Annotated in this window: 21 protein-coding genes; 10 read left to right on the forward strand and 11 right to left on the reverse strand. The window is 42.8% G+C overall.

Annotation, left to right across the window (positions count from 1 at the left end):
- Positions 1–165 precede the first annotated feature (165 nt).
- The 3 genes from H6G77_RS25540 to H6G77_RS25550 form a co-directional block, all read right to left on the reverse strand.
- The gene (locus tag H6G77_RS25540) at positions 166–1,401 is read right to left on the reverse strand and encodes a DUF3086 domain-containing protein (RefSeq protein WP_190592429.1); all 1,236 of its coding nucleotides are present in this window, start codon (positions 1,399–1,401) and stop codon (positions 166–168) included.
- Between the two features lie 110 nt (positions 1,402–1,511).
- A complete protein-coding gene (locus tag H6G77_RS25545) occupies positions 1,512–1,928 on the reverse strand; it encodes a DUF3119 family protein (protein WP_190592361.1) in 417 nt (138 codons plus the stop codon).
- 119 nt (positions 1,929–2,047) lie between these two features.
- The gene (locus tag H6G77_RS25550) at positions 2,048–2,845 is read right to left on the reverse strand and encodes an MlaE family lipid ABC transporter permease subunit (RefSeq protein WP_190675093.1); all 798 of its coding nucleotides are present in this window, start codon (positions 2,843–2,845) and stop codon (positions 2,048–2,050) included.
- A 453-nt stretch (positions 2,846–3,298) separates the two neighbouring features.
- Between H6G77_RS25550 and H6G77_RS25555 the strand changes: the two genes are divergently transcribed.
- The 3 genes from H6G77_RS25555 (at position 3,299) to aroH (ending at position 5,252) form a co-directional block, all read left to right on the forward strand.
- Positions 3,299–3,595, forward strand: coding sequence for a hypothetical protein (locus tag H6G77_RS25555; protein WP_190592381.1), 297 nt, complete (start codon positions 3,299–3,301; stop codon positions 3,593–3,595).
- 326 nt (positions 3,596–3,921) lie between these two features.
- Positions 3,922–4,743, forward strand: coding sequence for a signal peptide peptidase SppA (gene sppA, locus H6G77_RS25560; protein ID WP_190873066.1), 822 nt, complete (start codon positions 3,922–3,924; stop codon positions 4,741–4,743).
- Between the two features lie 92 nt (positions 4,744–4,835).
- On the forward strand, positions 4,836–5,252 hold the full coding sequence (gene aroH, locus H6G77_RS25565; RefSeq protein ID WP_062287729.1) for a chorismate mutase: 417 nt from the start codon (positions 4,836–4,838) through the stop codon (positions 5,250–5,252).
- Between the two features lie 114 nt (positions 5,253–5,366).
- Here aroH and crtR read toward each other — a convergent pair whose 3' ends face one another.
- Positions 5,367–6,269, reverse strand: coding sequence for a beta-carotene hydroxylase (gene crtR / locus H6G77_RS25570; RefSeq protein ID WP_190873067.1), 903 nt, complete (start codon positions 6,267–6,269; stop codon positions 5,367–5,369).
- Positions 6,270–6,699: 430 nt separating this feature from the next.
- Here crtR and pyk point away from each other — a divergent pair, with 430 nt between their 5' ends.
- The gene (pyk, locus tag H6G77_RS25575; protein WP_190592384.1) at positions 6,700–8,466 is read left to right on the forward strand and encodes a pyruvate kinase; all 1,767 of its coding nucleotides are present in this window, start codon (positions 6,700–6,702) and stop codon (positions 8,464–8,466) included.
- A gap of 458 nt (positions 8,467–8,924) precedes the next feature.
- On the opposite strand, the gene groL is transcribed toward pyk, so the two are convergent.
- The 3 genes from groL to H6G77_RS25590 form a co-directional block, all read right to left on the reverse strand.
- On the reverse strand, positions 8,925–10,562 hold the full coding sequence (gene groL, locus H6G77_RS25580) for a chaperonin GroEL (RefSeq protein ID WP_190592385.1): 1,638 nt from the start codon (positions 10,560–10,562) through the stop codon (positions 8,925–8,927).
- A gap of 97 nt (positions 10,563–10,659) precedes the next feature.
- Positions 10,660–10,971, reverse strand: coding sequence for a co-chaperone GroES (groES, locus tag H6G77_RS25585; RefSeq protein WP_190592386.1), 312 nt, complete (start codon positions 10,969–10,971; stop codon positions 10,660–10,662).
- A gap of 663 nt (positions 10,972–11,634) precedes the next feature.
- Complete coding sequence (locus H6G77_RS25590; RefSeq protein ID WP_190592387.1) at positions 11,635–11,808, reverse strand: hypothetical protein; 174 nt, start codon at positions 11,806–11,808, stop codon at positions 11,635–11,637.
- A 391-nt stretch (positions 11,809–12,199) separates the two neighbouring features.
- Between H6G77_RS25590 and H6G77_RS25595 the strand changes: the two genes are divergently transcribed.
- Together H6G77_RS25595 and H6G77_RS36350 are read left to right on the forward strand one after the other, a co-directional pair.
- Complete coding sequence (locus tag H6G77_RS25595) at positions 12,200–12,877, forward strand: response regulator transcription factor (protein WP_015113911.1); 678 nt, start codon at positions 12,200–12,202, stop codon at positions 12,875–12,877.
- 413 nt (positions 12,878–13,290) lie between these two features.
- Positions 13,291–13,416, forward strand: a complete 126-nt coding sequence (locus H6G77_RS36350; RefSeq protein ID WP_277877317.1) for a hypothetical protein — start codon at positions 13,291–13,293, stop codon at positions 13,414–13,416.
- Positions 13,417–13,657: 241 nt separating this feature from the next.
- On the opposite strand, the gene H6G77_RS25600 is transcribed toward H6G77_RS36350, so the two are convergent.
- On the reverse strand, positions 13,658–14,311 hold the full coding sequence (locus H6G77_RS25600; RefSeq protein WP_190592388.1) for a DUF3386 domain-containing protein: 654 nt from the start codon (positions 14,309–14,311) through the stop codon (positions 13,658–13,660).
- A gap of 102 nt (positions 14,312–14,413) precedes the next feature.
- On the opposite strand from H6G77_RS25600, the gene H6G77_RS25605 reads away from it, so the two are divergent.
- Together H6G77_RS25605 and H6G77_RS25610 are read left to right on the forward strand one after the other, a co-directional pair.
- Positions 14,414–15,079 carry a LuxR C-terminal-related transcriptional regulator gene (locus tag H6G77_RS25605; RefSeq protein WP_190873068.1) on the forward strand — a complete coding sequence of 222 codons (666 nt, stop codon included), beginning with the start codon at positions 14,414–14,416 and terminating at the stop codon, positions 15,077–15,079.
- 405 nt (positions 15,080–15,484) lie between these two features.
- Complete coding sequence (locus tag H6G77_RS25610) at positions 15,485–15,883, forward strand: hypothetical protein (RefSeq protein ID WP_242049303.1); 399 nt, start codon at positions 15,485–15,487, stop codon at positions 15,881–15,883.
- Between the two features lie 39 nt (positions 15,884–15,922).
- Here the strand turns inward: H6G77_RS25610 and H6G77_RS25615 are convergent, their stop codons facing one another.
- The 3 genes from H6G77_RS25615 to H6G77_RS25625 form a co-directional block, all read right to left on the reverse strand.
- Entirely contained in the window at positions 15,923–16,351 is a 429-nt protein-coding gene (locus H6G77_RS25615) for a hypothetical protein (protein WP_206757512.1), read from the reverse strand.
- 309 nt (positions 16,352–16,660) lie between these two features.
- Complete coding sequence (locus H6G77_RS35880) at positions 16,661–18,409, reverse strand: dCTP deaminase domain-containing protein (protein WP_190873069.1); 1,749 nt, start codon at positions 18,407–18,409, stop codon at positions 16,661–16,663.
- Between the two features lie 56 nt (positions 18,410–18,465).
- Positions 18,466–19,002 carry a P-loop NTPase family protein gene (locus H6G77_RS25625; RefSeq protein WP_190592393.1) on the reverse strand — a complete coding sequence of 179 codons (537 nt, stop codon included), beginning with the start codon at positions 19,000–19,002 and terminating at the stop codon, positions 18,466–18,468.
- A 427-nt stretch (positions 19,003–19,429) separates the two neighbouring features.
- Between H6G77_RS25625 and H6G77_RS25630 the strand changes: the two genes are divergently transcribed.
- Both H6G77_RS25630 and rph read left to right on the forward strand, forming a co-directional pair.
- A complete protein-coding gene (locus H6G77_RS25630) occupies positions 19,430–19,990 on the forward strand; it encodes a nucleoside monophosphate kinase (protein ID WP_190592394.1) in 561 nt (186 codons plus the stop codon).
- 122 nt (positions 19,991–20,112) lie between these two features.
- Entirely contained in the window at positions 20,113–20,853 is a 741-nt protein-coding gene (rph, locus tag H6G77_RS25635; RefSeq protein ID WP_190873070.1) for a ribonuclease PH, read from the forward strand.
- The last annotated feature ends 210 nt before the right edge of the window (positions 20,854–21,063 follow it).

Genomic DNA, 21,063 nt, shown 5'->3' on the forward strand with positions numbered 1-21,063 from the left:
CCTTGTCAAACCTGCGGTTTGAGGGAGTTTTGGGGTGTTTCGTTTTTAGCACTCGATTCATCTCGCCGCCAAATCAAAGATTATGGCGGGAGCCTTCTCTCGGAATTAGGTAAAATAATTTTTGACTTTTAACTTTTGACTTCTCCTATCTCTACCTAAGCCTGATTAAAAATCATCATCATAATTTCGCATCGTTTTCGGGTCAGGCGCAAAGGCTAACCACAAAGGAAATTGCAGTATACCTAAACTGATTTGTTCTTCGGAATCATCAATGATAATTAAAGGTAATTGATTGGCTTTTACCAAACGGTCGGCTTTTTGGGCTAAAGCGTCTGCTGCTTCAAATAAGACAACGCCCCTGTCAGGGCCAAAATCTGGGCGACCGATACCCAAACAGTCTTGCAAACCCCGCCGCCATTCACCCAAGCGTTCTGGTGTGTTGGCTAAAACCAAAGTACGGACGCGATCGCCATACAATTTATGTAATATCGAAATAATCGCCGAAGCAATCAAAGTATTCTGCAAACGGCTACCCATCGTCCGCAAAGCACCCCGTCCCCCTTGACCAAAAAACCAATTCGAGACTCGTTCTGCATGAACAGGTTCAAAGGTGCGGCGTAATTGCCAAGCCGGGCCATAATAATCCGGTTTGTTGCGATATTGGTCAATCAAGCGGCGGACTTGCTTACTCGTTTCTTGAAACTGCTGTTGAGCAAATTGGGGTGTAATTGCTTCTGGTTCGGCGGGTTTAGCTTCTTTAACAGTTGGCTTTTCCCGTTCTCTAACTTCTGGTACCAGTTGTAACTGCTCGGCGGCGACGGCTAAGTCTTGTAAGCTACCAGTCAGATAATCTTTAAAACCTTGCACACGAATAGCCAAATCTTGCGATGCACCAGCAAATGTGGTTCGCATTTCGTTGCGGATGCGTTCTTGGCGGCGTTCTAACTGTTCTACAGAAATTTGCAGGGCTTGTTTACGTTGTTCTAATTGTGCTAATGATTCCTGCACAATGCGCCCTAGTGAAGTTTGCGTTTCACTTAATTGTGTTTGCAGCGTGTTGTAAGTTACTTGCAAACTCGCAATTTCGGCTTTGAGTGCAGCTTCAGTTTCTTGCAACTGAGCTAACCTTTGCTCTGCATCTGCGTATACTGATTCTGTTTTTAACCCTAATACAGTTGTCTCAGTTGCTAAGGGAAATTCTGGGGCTGGTTCATCTGTCAAACTAGCCAATTCTATACTTGTGTTGCTGGGTTCTGCGTCAACTGCTGAAGCGGTTGCTTCTGGTTCCAGAACTGACTCTACAGATGAATTGTCTGGGTTGTCTGTTGTCGGGTTTTCTGGTTGTATTTGCTCTAACCACTCATCTATTGGTTCTGGAGTTGGAGATGACTCAGGGTTCATAAACAATAATCTAATTCCTAGACGCGGATAAATTTTTTGGTTATTTGTCAATAGTCATTGGTTATTTGTGTATGATTCAAAACTGTTAACCATTGACTATTGACTCAGACTTAAATACGGGGACAGCGTTCTTCCAAACAGGTTTTTAAGGTGTTGGGGTCGAACAAAATTGGTAAAAAGTGAATACTGTTAATTTCTTTAAAATAAAACAGAACCGGAAACCCATTCCAGAATATCCGCCAGTTTTGCCATTCTCGGTAGGGAAAACGCCGAATTAACTTTTCACCTCTGTAAATATCTAAGTCGGTGGCAGTAAATTGCAAGCGTAACGTTACAGTTTGAAACAAAAGAAACAACCCAAAAACTGCGATCGCTCCTCCCACCAAAGGTTGCACAATTACAATGGGAATCGCTGCCAGCACCAATACAACAGGGATATTGTAACTAGGTTTGAGTTCCACTGTGGCTGTAGAATTAGGCGCAAATGAACTGGTCACTGTTTCAAATCCTGTTTCGGTAGTAGACATCTTTTTTATTTTAGGATTAGGGGCTAGAGACTAGAGATGAAAAAATAATTTTTACAGTACTTAATTTTGCCTCTCACCTCTAACCTGTAACCTGTCACCTGTAACCTGTCACCTCTAATTTAAAACCCCTTCACAAACGCACTACCCGCACCTTGAAACATCAACCACGACAAAAAGAAGTTGCTAACAAATATCAGCAGCAAAGCAGTCACCACAGCAGTCGTCGTTGATTGTCCTACACCTTTAGCGCCGCCTGTAGTTGTCAAACCCCAACTGCATCCAACAACTGCTATTAATAAGCCGAAACATACAGCTTTTACTAAAGCACTACCAATATCCCAAGTGTCTATTAGGTTGCGGGCAGAGTCTAAAAATACTGTATCAGCCAGTCCGTATATATGAGTGGCAATGATCAAGCCGCCGAACATCCCGGTGACTAACGACAAAAGTGTTAAAACTGGCAACATTAAACAGCAAGCAATCATGCGCGGAATCACTAAATAATCGATGGGGTCTGTTTTTAACACCAACAGCGCATCAATTTGTTCTGTCACTCGCATTGTACCGATTTCTGCGGCAAAGGCAGAACCAACCCGCCCCGCTAAAATCACGGCTGTGAGTACTGGTGAAAGTTCTCTGGTTAAAGCCACCGCCAATACACCACCCACAAGATTACCCGCACCAAAGTTAATAAACTCTCGCGCTACCTGAATGGTAAACACAGCACCCACAAAAATTGCAGTTAACAAAGCAATAAATAAAGAGTCTGGCCCTACGGCTGCCATTTGCTCTAAAGTGTTACGCCAATGAATCTTGCCGCGCAGCAGGTGAACTATTACTTGTCCACCCAGAAAAATCGCTGCCAGCAATCGCTGACCCCACGCTGCTAAACTGGAATTAGATGTAATCTGGCTCAATGTTCTGTAGCTAACTCGGTAATTGCCTTAAGAATAGCGAAAGTTTATAGCCAATAGTCAATAGTAATTTCTTAATACTCCCCACACTTCCCACACTCCCCATCCTCCCCACACTTCCCACCCTTCCCACACCCCCCACCCTCCCCAAACTCCCCACTCCCTCCGTGAACGTTAACTTACTTTAAAGTTACTCTCATAAAATAAAGCTCTACTTATATATGTTTACAATGTGTGGTATTTAGTAGAGATAAGCTCAAACCCTGAATTAGCAAAGATTTTATCGCTGCTCAAGTTGATTTTTCTTTGAAGCAGCTTGTGTTGTTACTGTCTGTTTTTTTAATGAAAACTTAAGATTTTTGACAGATTGGCCTCCAAGGGGCGATCGCACGTATTGTAGAAGATGAAAGATAGTTATTGGGCTGTTGTGCGTTGTCTTCCTGGAGGTTGTCTTTCATGGCTTTTTTGTTGAACTTTCTGCGTTCCTTATTAGTGACGGTTATTTTTAGCTTTGTTGCACCAATATTTTTCGTAGGCGGTATCTTGTTACTTTTAGCTGTGATTGGTTATTTGCCAGGATTACAAACAATCACAGAAGCTAGTGCCGCCAGCATATTACATTTTCTGGCGATTTTTGGTAATGGTACACCCCTACGCGGGCTAGTAATCATCGGTTTAACCTGGAGTTTTGTCGGCGCATTATTTGATTCTTATGCGTATTATCGTTGTCAAATTCTTCGCATAGATTCTTAAGTAAATTGTGTAAATCTTCAGGTTTGAATCGGATAGAAAAAGTTTAAAAATCAACTAGAATAAGCGTTTGAGATTTTAAAGCCCATCCTATTCGGGATAGGAATTATAAATTTAACTTGTAAAATTAATTACTTAATTATTAATCATCACAGTCGGAGTTGGGCAGAAGTTAGCAACTGCGATCGCAAAATTGTTCACAAAAAAGCCCATAGCCCCCAGACTGAAGTTTGGGGCTAGATAAACTATGCTTGAATAGCGGAATGCCCATTTATTTTAAGCTCTGGGCATTTTATAGTGGGATAATATACGAGGTTTTTTGACTGCTCATGGTTTGGCCGTTTAAATCCAAGTTTCGTAAACAAATTGCGCGGATTGAAATTACAGGTGCGATCGCAAGTGCAACTCGCAAACGTGTATTAGAAGCCCTCAAGACCGTAGAAGAAAAGAAATTTCCAGCTTTGCTTTTACGCATCGATAGCCCTGGGGGAACAGTAGGCGATTCCCAAGAAATATACAGCGCCCTGAAGCGACTGCGCGAAAAAATCAAAATTGTTGCTAGTTTTGGTAATATTTCCGCCTCCGGTGGAGTTTACATCGGTATGGGAGCCGAACACATCATGGCTAACCCCGGAACCATCACCGGTAGCATTGGTGTAATTCTGCGTGGTAATAACTTAGAACGCTTGCTTGACAAAATCGGTGTTTCTTTCAAAGTCATTAAGTCAGGGCCTTACAAAGACATTTTGGCATTTGATCGGGAATTAACAGAACCAGAACAACACATTCTGCAAGAATTGATTGACACCAGTTATCAGCAGTTTGTCCAAACTGTCGCCGAGGGTCGTTCTTTAGCCGTAGAAACTGTGAGAAGTTTCGCCGATGGCCGGATTTTTACCGGGCAGCAAGCTTTAGAATTGGGTGTTGTAGACCGCCTAGGAACAGAAGAAGATGCGCGTCGGTGGACGGCAGAACTAGTCGGTCTTGACCCCGAAAAAACCCCATACTTTACCCTCGAAGAACCCAAACCTTTGTTAAGTCGGATTCTACCGGGGAGTCGTCAGGTTTCATCAAGATTGAGTGCTGGTGCTGACTGGCTAGAATTTGAAATTTCTACTAGTGGTCTGCCATTGTGGTTATATAGACCATAAATGTCATTGGTTATTGGTCATTAGTCATTAGTAAAGGACAAATGACTAATAACAAAGGACAAAGGACAAATAAATTAAGGAGGATTTTTGGCGTGGAATGGCAAATGCGAGCAATTCGTGGAGCAACAACTGTTTCAGAAAATACAATTGAAGCTATGCGAGAAGCAGTTACAGAACTGCTAGATGAACTAGAACAACGCAATAAAATTCAACCACAGGACATGATTAGCGTGACTTTTTCCGTCACACGCGATTTAGATGCGATTTTCCCCGCCGCGATCGCCCGCACACGCTCTGGTTGGGATAATGTTGCAATGTTAGATGTGCAGCAAATGTACGTTGAAGGTAGTTTACAACGTTGCGTCCGCTTCTTAATTCATGCTTATTTGCCAGTCTCTGCTCCAATTCACCACATTTATTTACGTCACGCTTCTAATTTACGTCCCGACTGGAGTTTACCCCAGACTTTACATACATCACAGCCAGCAATTGAAATCCTGAATTCCTAACTGAAGTAGAGCTACGTAAATATTTATAGTTGGGAAAAGGCAGGAGACAGGAGGGTTTTTCTTAATATAGTTTTGTTTTTTCCCACCGACTTAATTAGAGCAAATTCCCAACTTTTAGTTATCAGTTGGCTTGTGATGATGAAAGCGGATTCCTAAAAAAATGTCGTAAACAAATTCAAAAAAATCTTTTTTTTGTAATAATCCCGAAGTTTGATAACAGCCTTTTGCATCTAACAGTGGCTTCATCACATAATATGCTGGTTGATAATTGTACCAGGGAATTGAAGGCCAAAGATGATGCACTAGGTGATAATTTTGTCCCATAATCAAGAGGTTGAGAATGGGATTGGGATAGACGCGGGCATTTTTCCAGCGATCGCGCTCTACAAATGGCCGATGTGGCAGATAATCAAAAAATAATCCCAATGCTATGCCAACTATAAAGGCGGGAATAAACCAAAAATTGAGAATATAACCTAAAAATCCATACTGAACGGAAATATAGACAATACTCACAACAATCAAGCGGCTGATAAACCACTCTAACAATTCATATTTCCGCCACAGTTTTCTTTTAAAGAAAAACACCTCATGGTATAAAAACCGCACTGCAATCAACCACAAAGGCCCCCCTGTAGAGACATAATGATCCGGGTCATCTTCGGGATGATTGACATTACCATGATGTTGCAAATGTACGCGCGTAAACACAGGAAACGCAAAAGCCAATATTAAAGCACTACCATGACCCAGCATCGCGTTAATAATCCGGTTACGATGTGCAGACTGGTGACAAGCATCGTGAATTACTGTCCCAGAGCCATGCAAAGCTAGGGTATTAATCGAAAAGCATAACCAGTGCGGCCATTCCCACAACCAGTAGCCAAAATTTGATAGCACCAGCATTGTGACAGCAGACAAAAAAATTAACATTGTCGGGCTGAAATTACCAGGAGGCTCTAAGAATTCCTTGGGTGGGATTTTCAATACTTTCTGTTCTGCCTCCAACGCCAGCATTCTTTACTCCTTACCTGCTCAAACATTACGAATATACGATCAATATTAGTAAAAAATAAAGTTTAATGAAGTTTTGTATAGCATTTTTTTATCTAAACATCTGCTTCACAGCAGATGAATAACGCTATGATTCCAAACGAAACCCAAGTATTTGCTGATGATTAGGGTGTGTCCCTCAGTTATTCAAGAGTAGAGAGAAAATATATTCCTGGGGAGAGAGGGCATCAAGTTTAGTGTACGATAACTATTCTGTTCCCTAGTTCCTAGGAATAATCCAAGGGAAATCCAGCGATTTAAATTCACAATCTTTCCCCAAATCTACCTTTTATCTGCCCCACGCTAACTGCTTAAATTGATGTGGCAGTAACTGAACACAGCATCTCCCTTAACTTACTATGACTGCTTAATAAGCTCCCTAAAATCAGCCCCTATGCAATTAAGAGATTCTCTACGTCGGACAAAAATTGTCGCTACAATTGGCCCCGCTACCAGCAGCCCAGAAATGCTCAAAGCGATTATCGAAGCAGGAGCAACCACGCTGCGCCTTAACTTTTCTCATGGTACTCATGCTGATCACCAGCGCAATATTCGCTTAATTAGGCAAACTGCTTTTGAACTTAATCAGCCAGTGGCAATTTTGCAAGACTTGCAAGGGCCAAAAATTCGTTTAGGGCGGTTTGAAGATGGGTCTATAGTTTTAGCAAAAGGCGATCGCTTCATCTTAACTAATCGCCAAGTTGTAGGTACACAAGAAATTAGCTGTGTAACTTACGAATATTTGGCAGAAGAAGTCCCAACCGGCGCGAAAATTCTCCTCGATGATGGACGAGTCGAGATGGTGGTGGAAGAAACCAATCGGGAAAAAGGTGATTTGCATTGCCGTGTAACAGTCGGTGGCAAATTATCTAACAACAAAGGTGTAAACTTTCCTGGGGTTTACCTGTCCATTAAAGCCATGACCGACAAAGACCGCGAGGACTTGATGTTTGGTCTCGACCAAGGCGTAGACTGGGTAGCACTTTCCTTTGTCCGCAACCCCCAAGATGTGATCGAAATCAAAGAATTGATTTCTAGCACAGGCAAGCAAGTACCAGTCATTGCCAAAATTGAAAAGCATGAAGCTATTGAACAAATGGAAGCTGTTCTAGCTTTGTGTGATGGCGTAATGGTTGCTAGAGGAGACTTAGGGGTTGAACTACCAGCCGAAGATGTCCCTGTATTACAAAAACGGTTAATTTCCACAGCCAACCGCTTGGGGATTCCGATTATCACCGCTACCCAAATGTTAGATAGCATGGTGAGCAATCCCCGCCCCACCCGCGCGGAAGTATCAGACGTAGCCAACGCCATTTTAGATGGTACTGATGCAGTCATGCTTTCCAACGAAACTGCCGTTGGTAGCTACCCGGTGGAAGCAGTCGCTACAATGGCGCGGATTGCTGAACGGATCGAACAAGAAGAACGGAACTCAGCCACACGCCAACTCCGAGATAGTAGACGTTCCATTCCCAACGCTATTAGCCAAGCTGTCGGTCAAATTGCTGAAAACCTTGGCGCAGCCGCAATCATGACCTTAACCCAAACTGGGGCGACGGCGCGTAACGTGTCTAAATTCCGTCCCCATACCCCTATTTTGGCGGTGACACCCCATGTCAACGTAGCGCGACAATTACAACTAGTTTGGGGTGTAAAACCACTACTAGTATTGGGACTACCTTCCACTGGTCAAACCTTCCAAGCAGCCATCAACGTCGCTCAAGAACATAAATTACTGTTTGAAGGCGATTTGGTCGTGATGACTGCTGGTACACTGCAAGGCGTTTCTGGTTCCACAGACTTAATTAAAGTTGAAGTAGTTACAGCTATATTAGGTCAAGGAATTGGACTGGGCCAAGGTTCCGTCAGTGGTCGCGCCAGAGTTGCTCAAACAGGAATGGATGTCAGCAACTTTAACCCCGGCGATATCTTAGTCGCGCCCCGCACTGGTGCTGATTTTGTCGATGCCATCCGCAAAGCCTCTGGTATTATCACTGAGGAAGAAAGCTTGACTTGTCACGCCGCCGTGATTGGCTTACGCCTGGGTGTACCTGTGATTGTTGGTGTCAAGAAAGCCACCCAAGTCATTCGTGATGGGGCGATTTTAACCTTGGATGTGCAACGGGGGTTAATTTACTCTGGCGCGGTGGGAACACCGTAAACATCACTTCGACTGCGCTCAGTGACCAAACTTCGACTGCGGAGACGCTAACGCGAACGACTGCGCTCAGTGACCAAACTTCGACTGCGGAGACGCTAACGCGAACGACTGCGCTCAGTGAGCAGGGGGTTGGAGGATTTATACTTAATTGAACAAAATTAGGACTTACGCAAAAAACGAAAAAATAGGGTTTTAGAACAGGGTGCAGGGGTATGAGGGTGTAAGTATTCAAAACCCTTACGCCCCATACCCTTACACCCCCACGCCCAATCCCTACAGACAATTTTGGTGCATAAGTCCTGAAAATCTCTAACAACTCTCTGCGCCTCCGCGCACGCCAATGATGTTTCACGCAGTGGCTCCTCTGCGTGAAACATCATTGGAACAAGTGCTAGGACAAAAAAACAGCCGCCCCCACGAGAGAAGCAGCTGTTTTTAATTTATTTGACTACAGAGTATTAGTAATCGAAGTCGCCGCCGCCCATACCAGCGCCAGCAGCAGGAGCAGCATCTTTGGGTTCTGGTTTGTCAACAACGATACATTCGGTTGTCAACACCATACCCGCGATAGAAGCAGCGTTTTGCAGTGCAGAACGAGTTACTTTAGCGGGGTCAACGATACCAGCTGCCAACATATCAACAAATTCGTTGGTAGCAGCGTTGAAACCAACATTAAACTCTTGTTCTTTAACACGTTCAGCAATGACAGCGCCATTTTGACCTGCGTTTTCAGCAATTCTCTTCAGAGGTGCTGGTAATGCGCGAGAGACAATCAAAGCGCCAGTCAACTCTTCATCTTTGAGATTAGCTTTAGCCCACTCTTCGAGTTGAGGAGCGAGGTGAGCCAGAGTTGTACCACCACCAGGAACGATACCTTCTTCTACCGCAGCTTTGGTAGCGTTGATAGCGTCTTCGAGGCGGAGTTTCTTGTCTTTCATTTCGGTTTCGGTGGCTGCACCAACTTTGACTACAGCTACACCGCCAGCCAATTTAGCCAGACGTTCTTGTAATTTTTCTTTGTCGTAGGAAGATTCGGTTTCTTCCATTTGACGGCGAATTTGTTCGATGCGAGCTTTAACGCCAGCTTCGTTACCTTCAGCAACAATTGTGGTGTTGTCTTTGGTGATGGTGATGCGGCGAGCTTTGCCTAAACCATCAAGCTTGGTGTTTTCTAGCTTCAGACCTGCATCTTCGGTGATGAGTTGACCACCGGTGAGGATAGCGATGTCTTCTAGCATAGCTTTGCGGCGATCGCCAAATCCAGGTGCTTTTACAGCAGCTACGTTCAGCACACCACGCAGGCGGTTAACAACTAAGGTTGCTAAAGCTTCTTTTTCAATATCTTCAGCAATAATTACCAAGGGCTTGCCTTGACGTGCAACTTGCTCAAGAACAGGTACTAAATCTTGTACTAAAGCGATTTTCTTATCGGTCAGCAGTAAGTAAGGATCATCAAATACTGCTTCCATCCGCTCAGGATCAGTTGCGAAGTAAGGAGAGATATAGCCTTTGTCAAAGCGCATCCCTTCGGTGATTTCCAATTCGGTGGTCATGGATTTTCCTTCTTCCAAGGAAATTACACCTTCTTTACCCACCTTATCCATTGCTTGGGCAATCATCTGACCGACTTCATCGTCGTTACCGGCAGAGATAGAACCAACTTGAGCAATAGCTTTGGAATCTTCTACAGGACGAGCGTGTTCGGCAATTTTTTCTACCAAGAAGGTGGTAGCTTTATCAATACCGCGCTTCAACAGGATGGCGTTAGCGCCAGCTGCTACGTTCCGCAAGCCTTCTTTCACGATCGCATGAGCCAATACGGTTGCGGTTGTGGTACCATCACCCGCAGCGTCGTTGGTTTTAGAAGCCGCTTGACGAATCAAAGAAACGCCAGTGTTTTCAATATGATCTTCTAATTCGATTTCTTTTGCGATGGTCACACCGTCGTTGACGATTTGTGGTGCGCCAAATTTCTTCTCTAGAACTACGTTACGACCTTTGGGGCCGAGGGTCACAGCTACAGCCTCAGCTAAGATGTCAATGCCTCGTTCTAGGGCGCGACGTGCGTTTTCGTTGTAAATAATGCGCTTTGCCATAGTTGTTAATCTTCCTGTGTCAGTTATTTTTTGTCAGTGGTTGTTTGTCATTTGTCATTTGTCCAGGGACTTTTGACTTGTGACTTTTGACTTTTGACTAGGAAACGATTGCTAGAATGTCTTTTTCAGAGAGCAGTACATACTCTTCCGTGCCGAGTTTCACATCTGTGCCAGCATATTTGGAGTACAACACTTTGTCTCCAACTTTGACTTCTAACTCTTGACGGCTACCGTCATCGTTACGTTTGCCAGCTCCAAGAGCAACAACTTCCCCTACTTGGGGTTTTTCTTTGGCGGTGTCGGGTAAGTAAAGACCACCAGCGGTCTTTTCTTCTGATGCGCTTACTTTGACAAAAACGCGATCGCCTAAAGGTTTAACTGTAGATACGCTTAAAGATACAGCTGCCATACAAATTTCTCCAGAGTTAGCACTCTCAACTCCTGAGTGCTAATTTACCGAAGAAAAGCCTGCAATGGCAACATTTTGTGATGTACGGGTTTCCGAACTCTTGGAAGAAAGCAGGGGAGCAAGGGAGCGGAGGGGCGGAGGAGAAAACTTTCTATAAAAATTTCTCTTTGTTTCACTGCACACTACTCCCCATCTCCTCTGCACCCCTGCCCCTCTGCCCTTCTTTTCCCCACACCCTTACACCCCTAAACCCCTCCTTTCCCCACTCCCTAACCCTCAGTAATCGGAAGTTCACTTAAGTATTAGTACCTAATTAGGTTTAATTTTCTGATTTCCATCCGTAAGTTACGAATATTTTTATATGGTCAACTTTATTTGCAAAGCTTGGAAATTGTTATAGAACAGTAAACAGGGAGCTACAAATGAGTAACAATACCAAGATTCAACAACTATCACATCGACCAAACCATTAAATATGTAGACCACAAGAAAACCTTAAGTAATTGTGTAAAAATTTTAGGAATTGCCAAAAATCAGCGACATATTTTTATGTGTGCTGACCACACAGTTGCTAACTCTGGTTAACAGCAAGTTATTTGGTAGTTCTGGGAAGGCTTAAATCAGCTAATCAAGAACTCAAACTTGGTGAAAAGCGATAAAAGTTTACCCCTCTGCATCTTGACAATTCAAGACAATTGCTTGCCACTTTGTTGTTCTAGACAGATAATGGTTTTCTGCTCGGATGGTGGTGTCTGGTATCGCCAAGCAAATTTGCAAGTTACTGAGAGGATCATCCAAACATACTTGATCGGCATAATGGTGGTAGAAGATTTGCATTTTTAACCCATCTTTGCCGGAAATTCCCCTACTTGCTTGTTAACATCTGATAAGGCTTCACATCCGCAGGATATAGTAAAGCAGTACGCTGATGAAAGTGCAGGTTGTTATAAAGCTGGGGTCATCACAAGCCAATACTTACTAGTGAATGGCAGATGATTATTATTCAATCAGTGTTTTTTCACCCGTACCTTTCAAAGCGATATATAATAGCGCATTATAATTACTACTGCTCTACGTATCCTTACCGGACTTTTGCCAATGAGTTAGTGGTCTTAAATAAGGTGAGAACCGCTTTTGAGACTTCGAGGACGCAAAGGCAAGTTAAGTGGGAAAAAAGACAACATCTCGATAAATCCACCATTATTAAGGATAACCATTCAAGACCTTGATGGATCGAAGCGCGACAAGTGCCACTGCTATGAAAGAGCCCAGCATGAAAGATCACAAACGCCTTCTACTAATTGATGACGACCCTAACCTCATCTTGCTGGTAAAGGATTACTTGGAATTTAGAGGATATGAAGTCGTCACTGCTGAAAATGGACGCGAAGCTCTGGAAATTCTAGAGCATGATGTTCCAGATATGATCATCTGTGACGTAATGATGCCGGAAATGGACGGTTACACTTTTGTGGAACAAGTCCGGCAAAACGAACGTACTAGTTGGATTCCTGTTTTATTCCTATCAGCCAAGGGACAAAGTGCAGACCGAGTTAAAGGTTTAAATAAAGGCGCTGACGTATATATGGTCAAGCCTTTTGAGCCAGAAGAACTCGTAGCACAAGTAGAATCTTCGCTGAAACAAACTATCCGTTGGAAGGAACACCAAGCCAAAGGCGGGGAAAACGGTTCTCGTATTCAAGTTCCTTTTGATGTGCAGCTAACTCCAACCGAACTGAAAGTAGTACAGTTTGTAGCCAGGGGTTTAGCGAACCGAGAAATTGCTGAAGAATTAAACGTTAGTCAGCGTACCGTTGAAAGCCATGTGTCCAATATGTTGGGCAAAACCAATCTCCATAACCGCACTGAATTAGCGCGGTGGGCGATTGAAAACCAAATGGCTTAAAAGGCTTTCAGCATTCAGCCGTCAGCTTTTGACTGTTTAACCTGACTGCTGATAGCTGAAAGCTGGTATATCAGCTAGTACTCATGAAAGAGAGACTAGAGACTAAGTACTAGAGGCTGGAGACAAAAGAGCAGTATTTTTACTCAGCATTTAGCACTTAGTACTCAGCACTTTTTCAGTTCAGCACAGCTGCTTTTCAACAGTTAAATAAAAAAGCAGCTAAATCCTGATAAAATGCGCCAATCTCAGCAACAGCGCACCCCATTGAACAATCAGTCATCCCAAGAGTCAGTGACTTCAGGAATTATTACTGGTTAATAGTTATTGAAAGTACAGCACAAATGGTGTGATTGCATCTACCCTCCTTGGGGTAATCTCTTTTTAGATTTTGGATTGGGATCGGCTTTGCATCAGTGCTAAGACATAACGAAAATGCGGAAATGGTGAATCCTGCAAGCAATCCACTGCATCACTTGACCCAAAGATTAAAAGCGATCGCCTGTACGATGTTAGGGCGATCGCTTTTAGTTTTAATATGACTGACGCAATGAGAAAAAATCAAGGGTCTATAGGAGGGTGTGGGGGTTTAGGGGTGTATCCAAGACCCTTACACACTCACACCCAACCTTGGTACATAAGCCTAGATAAGTAGTTAAACATAATTAATTACACAAAGTCATTGCGAATGGAGCGAAGCGAAATGAAGCAATCGCAAGGGCTGGGATTGCTTCGCTTCGCTCGCAATGACTGTAATTAATTTTGCGTGGTTACTTAGATAGCTTAAGCCGCAGGTTCCAACAATTGAATATTCGAGAAAATAAATTCTTGAATATTCAGATGTCCATTGGTTTCGGTGCGAATTTCTCGACGGTTGAGAATAAAGTATTTACCTACTTTTTCATATTCATCGGTAAATTCGCTTCTACCACCCTTCTGTTCGCCAGTATTGGGGTCATGGTAAACAGAGTCATAAGTGTGGGATAAGTAGCCTTCGCCAGTGTCATGACTGCTGAAAGTGTTGATAGTCACGACTACGCCATGAATGTGACGATGAACTAAGCTAACTTCGTTATTGCGGACTTTATATTTATCGCCAGTACCTTTACCACCAAGAATGATTTCGACTGCATCGCTTAAGTCGGTGTCACCATAGCTAAAAGTATTTTCGCCGTGGGTTTGTTCAAAACTGCGACGGACACGGTGAATGGCAATTTCCCAAGCTTGACCGTGGATAGCTTTTTTAACGGCTTCGTCTTCTACTCCCAGAACTTCTGCTTTGAGTTCAGCATTGATGATGACTTTACCTGTAATAACTTTATCGTCATACTTATAGGTAACATCTGCGGTATAACCGGGGAAATTATTATCCCATGTGTAACGGTTTTCATAAGCAGCCCGGAAAAGTTCCTGAGCAGAGAGTTTGGTAACTGTCATGTGCTTCTCCTAGCGTATCCAGTGATAATAGCGTTTTATTCTTGCTGGTATTAGCATAGATGTAATTGTCGAGCAGAGCATAGTCCCCAATCGGGTACACTTATGGCTAATTCTCTTCATGCTGTATTTGGTGCGATCGCTAGTGTCCGTAATGAGCAAGAATTACATCTGGCTCTCAAGGATAAAATTAGCGACCATTTTGGCGTGCAGCATTGGGGTATTTATCTTTTAGATGAAACAGCACCAACCGAAATTGATATTCCCGCTATTCCCTCAGTATGTTTAGAGGGGAACCCTGTTGGACGCTATGTTGTTGAGCGTCACGCTCCCGCCCATGAGCAATTATTATTGTCTCCTGGAGACTGGAAAAATTTTTGCTCTCGTTCTGACCACGAACACGTCATGACAGGGCCAATTGTTTGCGATGGTCAGTTAGTTGGTACTTTACACTTAGCACGCGATCGCGGCAAGCCTGCCTTTGATGGCAACGATTTAGCTGATTTGAGTGCTGTATGCTTGCATTTGTCTGCTAAACTCGCCACTTTAAGGGCAAAACCCACAACTTCGCCTTTAGTTAGCCGCCTAACACCACGCGAGTTAGAAATCGCGGAATTGGTAGCCCAAGGTTTAACTAACGCCGAAATTGGTGAAAAACTCTGGATTACGCAAAACTCAGTTAAGCAAGCTCTAAAGCGGATGTTTCGCAAGCTAGAAGTATCAGCACGGGCGGAAATGGTGGCGAAATTACAGGATGTTTTGGTTTCCTAGAGTAATAACAAAATTAATACAGCGTTTTTCATTCCAATGAGATACATTCATCTAGTCTCTAATGCCTAGCCTCTAGGGCGTGTTTTCAAACTATTAATTTTGCCTCCTAATACCATTTTGGATTTTAGATTTTAGATTTTGCATTGAGACAGGCTTTACTGGTAAGCTTTTGGGCAATTCATTTGTCGCAATCATTCTTCAATTTGGTATAACTTTTTAGATCCCCCTAAATCCACGCCACTTGCTACAACGGAGGGAACCTCCGCAACGCAGTGGCTCCCCTTAAAAAGGGGGACTTTAAGAGTTTCTTAGCCCCCCTTTTTAGGGGGGTTGGGGGGATCACAGAGTTTGAAAACAGTCCCTATCCCCTATCAACTTGTACTACACTCAACCGAAAAATGCTGTGTGACTCGCCCGCCAATTCTTCAATCTTGTATAGATGATACATTTAGCAAATATTTTGAATTACCTTACGCGCCAGCCGATATTCTTGCAGAATTTGATCTTAAATACGAACGCAAGCGGCTAGACTTACCAAGATATGAAGAGAAACTCAATTGTTTAGAATTTTTGAGTCGTTATTTGCAACGTAATTTAACCTACGTCAACCCAATTAGTGAAACAGCAAGACGAGAAGTATTAATTGCACCCACACTATTAGAAATTTGTGCCGAAACTCATGCTCAATTAAATATTGAATATCCTGTTAATGTAAATGAAAAATTAAAAGGAAGCTTTGATTACTACATCAACGGTGATGTGGGAATGTTAGTTCGCGTAGCGTCTCTTTCACGAGAAAAGTAGGCGCAAAGACGCAAAGATTTCTTAGTACAAGATTATAAGCTAGTCAAAAGAATAACCTGCGAAGAAGATTTCAAATGGTTCGTCTTCATCGTAAATGATTATGTATCTCCCTTCACCTCGTCCAATACTATCCCAAAACTCTTCACAAGCATCTGGCTGTTCTTCTTCTACAAGAATTGATTGCACCATTTGAAGCGTTGGTTTATCAGTGCCAAACCATCTGATTAAATCATCGGTAGAGACTGGACAAACAGCAAATGTTTCAGGATGATCTGTAACCGCAAACATATCTAAAATAGAAGCTGTTCCATCAGGTTCTACATTAGCAACGGCTTCATCTATACTCTTTGGATTAAATTCACTACCATAGTAGTTTCCAGCTTTAAATTCTTGCTGACGCAAATTTTGTAATGTAAAATTTACATTTTCTTCGTAAGGCACAAAATAGTGCCAAGGTTCTGCGCCCATTTTATATTTAACTCCTAATCTAGTATCTATCAAAAATTATTATTGATAGTTATATCCTAGATTTTGGATGAGGCAATATATTTAAGATTAAACTTTTTGTAAAAGTTATTATTTGCGAGCTTTTCTTTGCGCTTTTGCGCCTACCCTGCGGGAAGCCGCTATCGCGTCTATGCGCGAGACAAAAAAATATTTATGCAAGAGGTCTATTAATGATGCGATATCTGGTGACAAGCCGCTTTGCATCTACGCACACAACAAACATAAAAACCACAGGTAAAATTAACCGTAACCTGTGGTTGTGAATTTAAACTAGACGCGAGCTATGGTGACAATTTCTAACTGATCCTGATATTTACCCTGCCTTGCTTCGTAACTAATGGCACAGGGTTCTCCTTCTAAAAAGAGCAATTGTACTACACCTTCATTAGCATATATACGACAGTCAGCACTAGAAGAATTGGAAAATTCTAAGGTTAAATGACCGCGCCACGCCGCTTCCGCAGGAGTTAGGTTGGCGATTATGCCGCAATTATGCACGAAAACTCCTGCTTCTAAGGCAAAATTACCTGCTTCTGGTACTGTTAAACAATAAACATCGTGAATACCAGGTACTTCTTTTACAGAGGTAACTTTGTGGTTTTTGACAGAATGAGTTTGTGATAAACCTCTAAACGATTGTATAACCTCTGGAAATCTCCTAAATACAGAGCGATCGCAATTAAGTAATCGAGCCGCACCACGAATAGAACCTGTTTGATCTAGCGCCGAACGCACAACATCAGCAGTAATTTCATGACGAGTCTTGGAAGCATCTGCTAGTTGTTTCATCAATTGGGATTGCTGATAACGTCTTGTACCGTCATCTTTTGCCCAAGCTTGTTTACTCAGTTCTCCTGTTAAAGCTCTAGCTGTGGGATTTTTGTAATACTCAATCATCGCATCACGATGTGCTTGCCGAGTATCATCAGAACAATTTCTTCTCCCTTCAATTACTCTTTGGCGGATTTCTTCATATTTGGCATCATGCCAGAAATTGAAAGCTTTTTCTTTTTGCTGTTGAGAAAACATTGCATTCCAATCAGCATTTTGTTTGAGTCTGGTAAAAGCTTCTCTGATAGATTCTCCATGTTCATCAGGGTCAAATTCATCGCCATAGTTTTCCTGATTGTGTAATCGAATGTGTGCCGAGGCATCCATTCTCACAATATTCCAAGGATTATTATTTAAACGATTAAAATCAACATGATGGCGGTGAGTGTTAGGCGTATTCTCGTAAATTCCGTAATATAAATTCCACTCATCACTCAATCGATGAGTCGGATAAAGATGACCGTTAAGCGGTTGATACACCATCTCATAACCACGAGCAACCTGACGGTAAAGAGGCATTAAAGAATCTTGTGGTTTGAGAGTATGAGCCTCAACCATTCGACCATCTCTAGTCATAAAAAGATGATCTGGTGTACAAAATATTGATTCGTTATTGTCTAAAGTTACTTCCAATAAAGAATCTCGCCCAATATATCTGGGATTTTCTAGTAAAGTGACTATTATTCTTCCGTGTTGACCAATACTATAGCCCCAAAATTTTTCTCCATTTTCAGAGCGTTCAGCCATTTCTTCTAGCGTTGGGGATGTGCCATCCACTAGAGCTACACGAGTATCACCTCTAAAGCACCTTGCATACGTGCTTTTACCTATACAAACTACTGTAATATTATCTGGAACCTCTAGTCGTTCTAAAGCAACGCCCAGCCCATAGCTGTGAGCAGGCAAAATAAAATAACTGCCATTGACATCTGTATGCAGTGGTGTTGACTCTAGATTGTGCGGATTAAAGTTTTTGGGGTCAACCACAGTTCCCGGTATGTGGCGAAAAATCCGAAACTCAGCCGGAGAGAGGCGAATATCGTAGCCATAAGAAGAAAGACCGTAGCTGATAACGGGTTGAGCATCTACAGATGTTTCTTTCTGCACTTTTCGGATTAAGCTTGGCTCAAAGGGTGAAATCATCCCTTGTTGAGCCATTTCGGTAATCCATTTATCGTTCTTAATCACAAGTTCACAGGTAATTCCAACCGAACTACTAGAATATCGTGAACGGAGTATTTTGTTTAGGGGCGATCGCTCCGGCGAATCTCGGTGATTTGGTCGGCGACATCTAACAAGGATTTGGGCATTTCTGGGCCTGTGAGAATGATATCGATGTGGGGCGGACGTTTTGCCAGAAACTCTAAAACATCGGCTTCAGGAATCAAGCCAAAGTTGATGGCTAAACTTAACTCATCTAAAACTACCAGGGAATATTTACCTTCGTAGACGACATTTTGAGTATGTTGCCATAATTTTTGTAAAGCTTGGTTTTCGGCTTCGTCTAGTTGTGGTGTATCGATACAGCGAGGTAAGTCACAGCGTATCCAGTCGAGATGCTGTCCTAACTGAATTGGTTTGTCCTGTCCTTGACCGATACCGCCTTTAAGAAACTGTACTACTAATACAGATGTGCCTTGACCAGCAATTCTCAAGGCTTGCGCCATAACAGTAGTGAAAAAGTTACGGTGAGAACTGGTGAAAACCTGCACAAGCCCTTCTACTGGATTTGGTAAGGAAATGGTCGAATTGGTGCTGAAAGATTCTAACTGGGCAACCATAAGGAAAATTTAGAAAATTACAAAAAAATAAATATGTTCTGTTGAGAGTGGTTCAAATCTATTTATATGATTAACCTGATTTTGACAAGGGTGTTCTGAGGAAAGGGGAATAGGGAGTAGAGAGTAGGGAATGGGTAAAGCTGGAACGGAAAAGTCATCCAAAATCCAACATTGGTATGAGATAAGTACTCACCCAGCGTTCATCACACACTTTCTTTCCCTCTTCCCTGTTCCTTACCTCCAATAATGAATTTAATTTTGTTGTACTACTACTTATTGACATTTTTGTTTTTTGGATGAAACTAGTCGCAACACGATCGCAAAATTTGGAGCCATGAATGAAATTAGCCGAGTCTCATCAGAACTCTGAATTTGGAAAAAACAGAGTAGAATGTTGTGAATTTTACCAGATGAGGAGTGAAATCAAGTGAAATTAGTGATTCTGGGAGGTTCAGGATCAGGTAAAAGCACTCAAGCGCAAAGGCTGGGCAGACACTTTGATATACCTCAGATTTCTACGGGTGAAATTTTACGGGAAGCGATCGCTAACTATAGCGAACTTGGTCGCCATGCACAACCCTACGTAGCCAGAGGCGAGTTAGTTCCCGATGAAATGATGATTGAATTAATGCGCCTGCGCCTGACCAAGCCTGATGTTGGTTGTGGTTGGATATTAGAAGGTTATCCCCGCACTGCCTTTCAATCGGAAGAACTAGATTTTTTATTGGATACTCTAGGACAGAAACTCGACTGGGCAATTTATTTACAAGTCCCACAAGCCGTCATGGTTAGCCGTTCCTTGGGGCGTTCCCTCCCAGATGACCAACCAGAAATCGTCCAACGTCGTGTAGAACTCTTTTACGATCGCACTATCCCCATTTTAGAATATTACGACCGTCGCCGCCGCCTGTTAACCATCAACGGTGATCAACCACCCGATATGGTCGAACAGAATATTTTGAATTTGCTGTTGAGTGCTGAGTGCTGAGTGTCGTACACTTCGACTTCGCTCAGTGTGCATTTTGAGTCAAAAGATAAAATTTCAGATTGCAAATTTCAGACTTCACACTTCCCACAGTATTCTAATAGGAAAATCTTGAGGCAAATTCAATGGCATGGCAGCGTCCCGATGGCAGACAACCTTACGAACTCCGTCCTGTAAGCTTTCAGTCTGGCTTTACTCGCTTTGCGCCTGGTTCAGTGTTAGCTAGATGCGGCGATACTCAGGTACTTTGTAATGTCAGCGTGACTGAGGGAGTACCGAGATTTTTAACGGGAAGTGGCAAAGGTTGGTTAACGGCTGAGTACCGAATGTTACCCGCCGCCACCCAGCAACGCCAGGAAAGGGAATTGTTGAAATTGTCGGGAAGGACGCAAGAAATTCAACGGTTAATCGGACGTAGCTTAAGAGCTACCTTAGATTTTGAAGCTTTAGGAGAACGTACCATCACTGTAGATGCTGATGTGTTGCAAGCCGATGCAGGAACCAGAACCACAGCCATTACAGGTGGTTTTGTGGCTTTAGCGCAGGCAATTTCGCAATTATTACAGCGCGGGGTGTTAGAGCGATCGCCTTTATCTGGACAAGTAGCAGCCGTTTCTGTAGGCTTATTAGACGGTGAACCATATCTAGATTTAAACTACCCAGAAGACGTGGCCGCTACAGTCGATTTCAACGTTGTTATGGATAATCGCCTGGGAATTATTGAAGTTCAAGGAACAGCAGAAGAAGGTAGTTTTACTCGCACTCAGTTAAATCAGTTGTTAGATTTTGCCGAAAAAGGTATTCAACAATTATTAATTGCTCAACGTGAGGCTATTCCTGACTGGGAAAAACTTTATCAAGTCTGAAGTATGAAATTTTGTCTTGTGACTCAGCACTTTGACATAACTTTATGACTCAAAGCCTACATAACACCAATTTAAGAAAAGAATGCGACAGATAGAAATTAGGAAAGTCTACTGGAGCTAGATTTCTTAATTGCGTTAGCGAGGAATGAGCGTCGCGTCATTGCGAATTGCGAATTGCGAATTGGTATAAACTAGTGGACTGTCTAGCCT

The organism is Aulosira sp. FACHB-615, from assembly GCF_014698045.1.
Taxonomy (GTDB): Bacteria; Cyanobacteriota; Cyanobacteriia; order Cyanobacteriales; family Nostocaceae; genus Nostoc_B.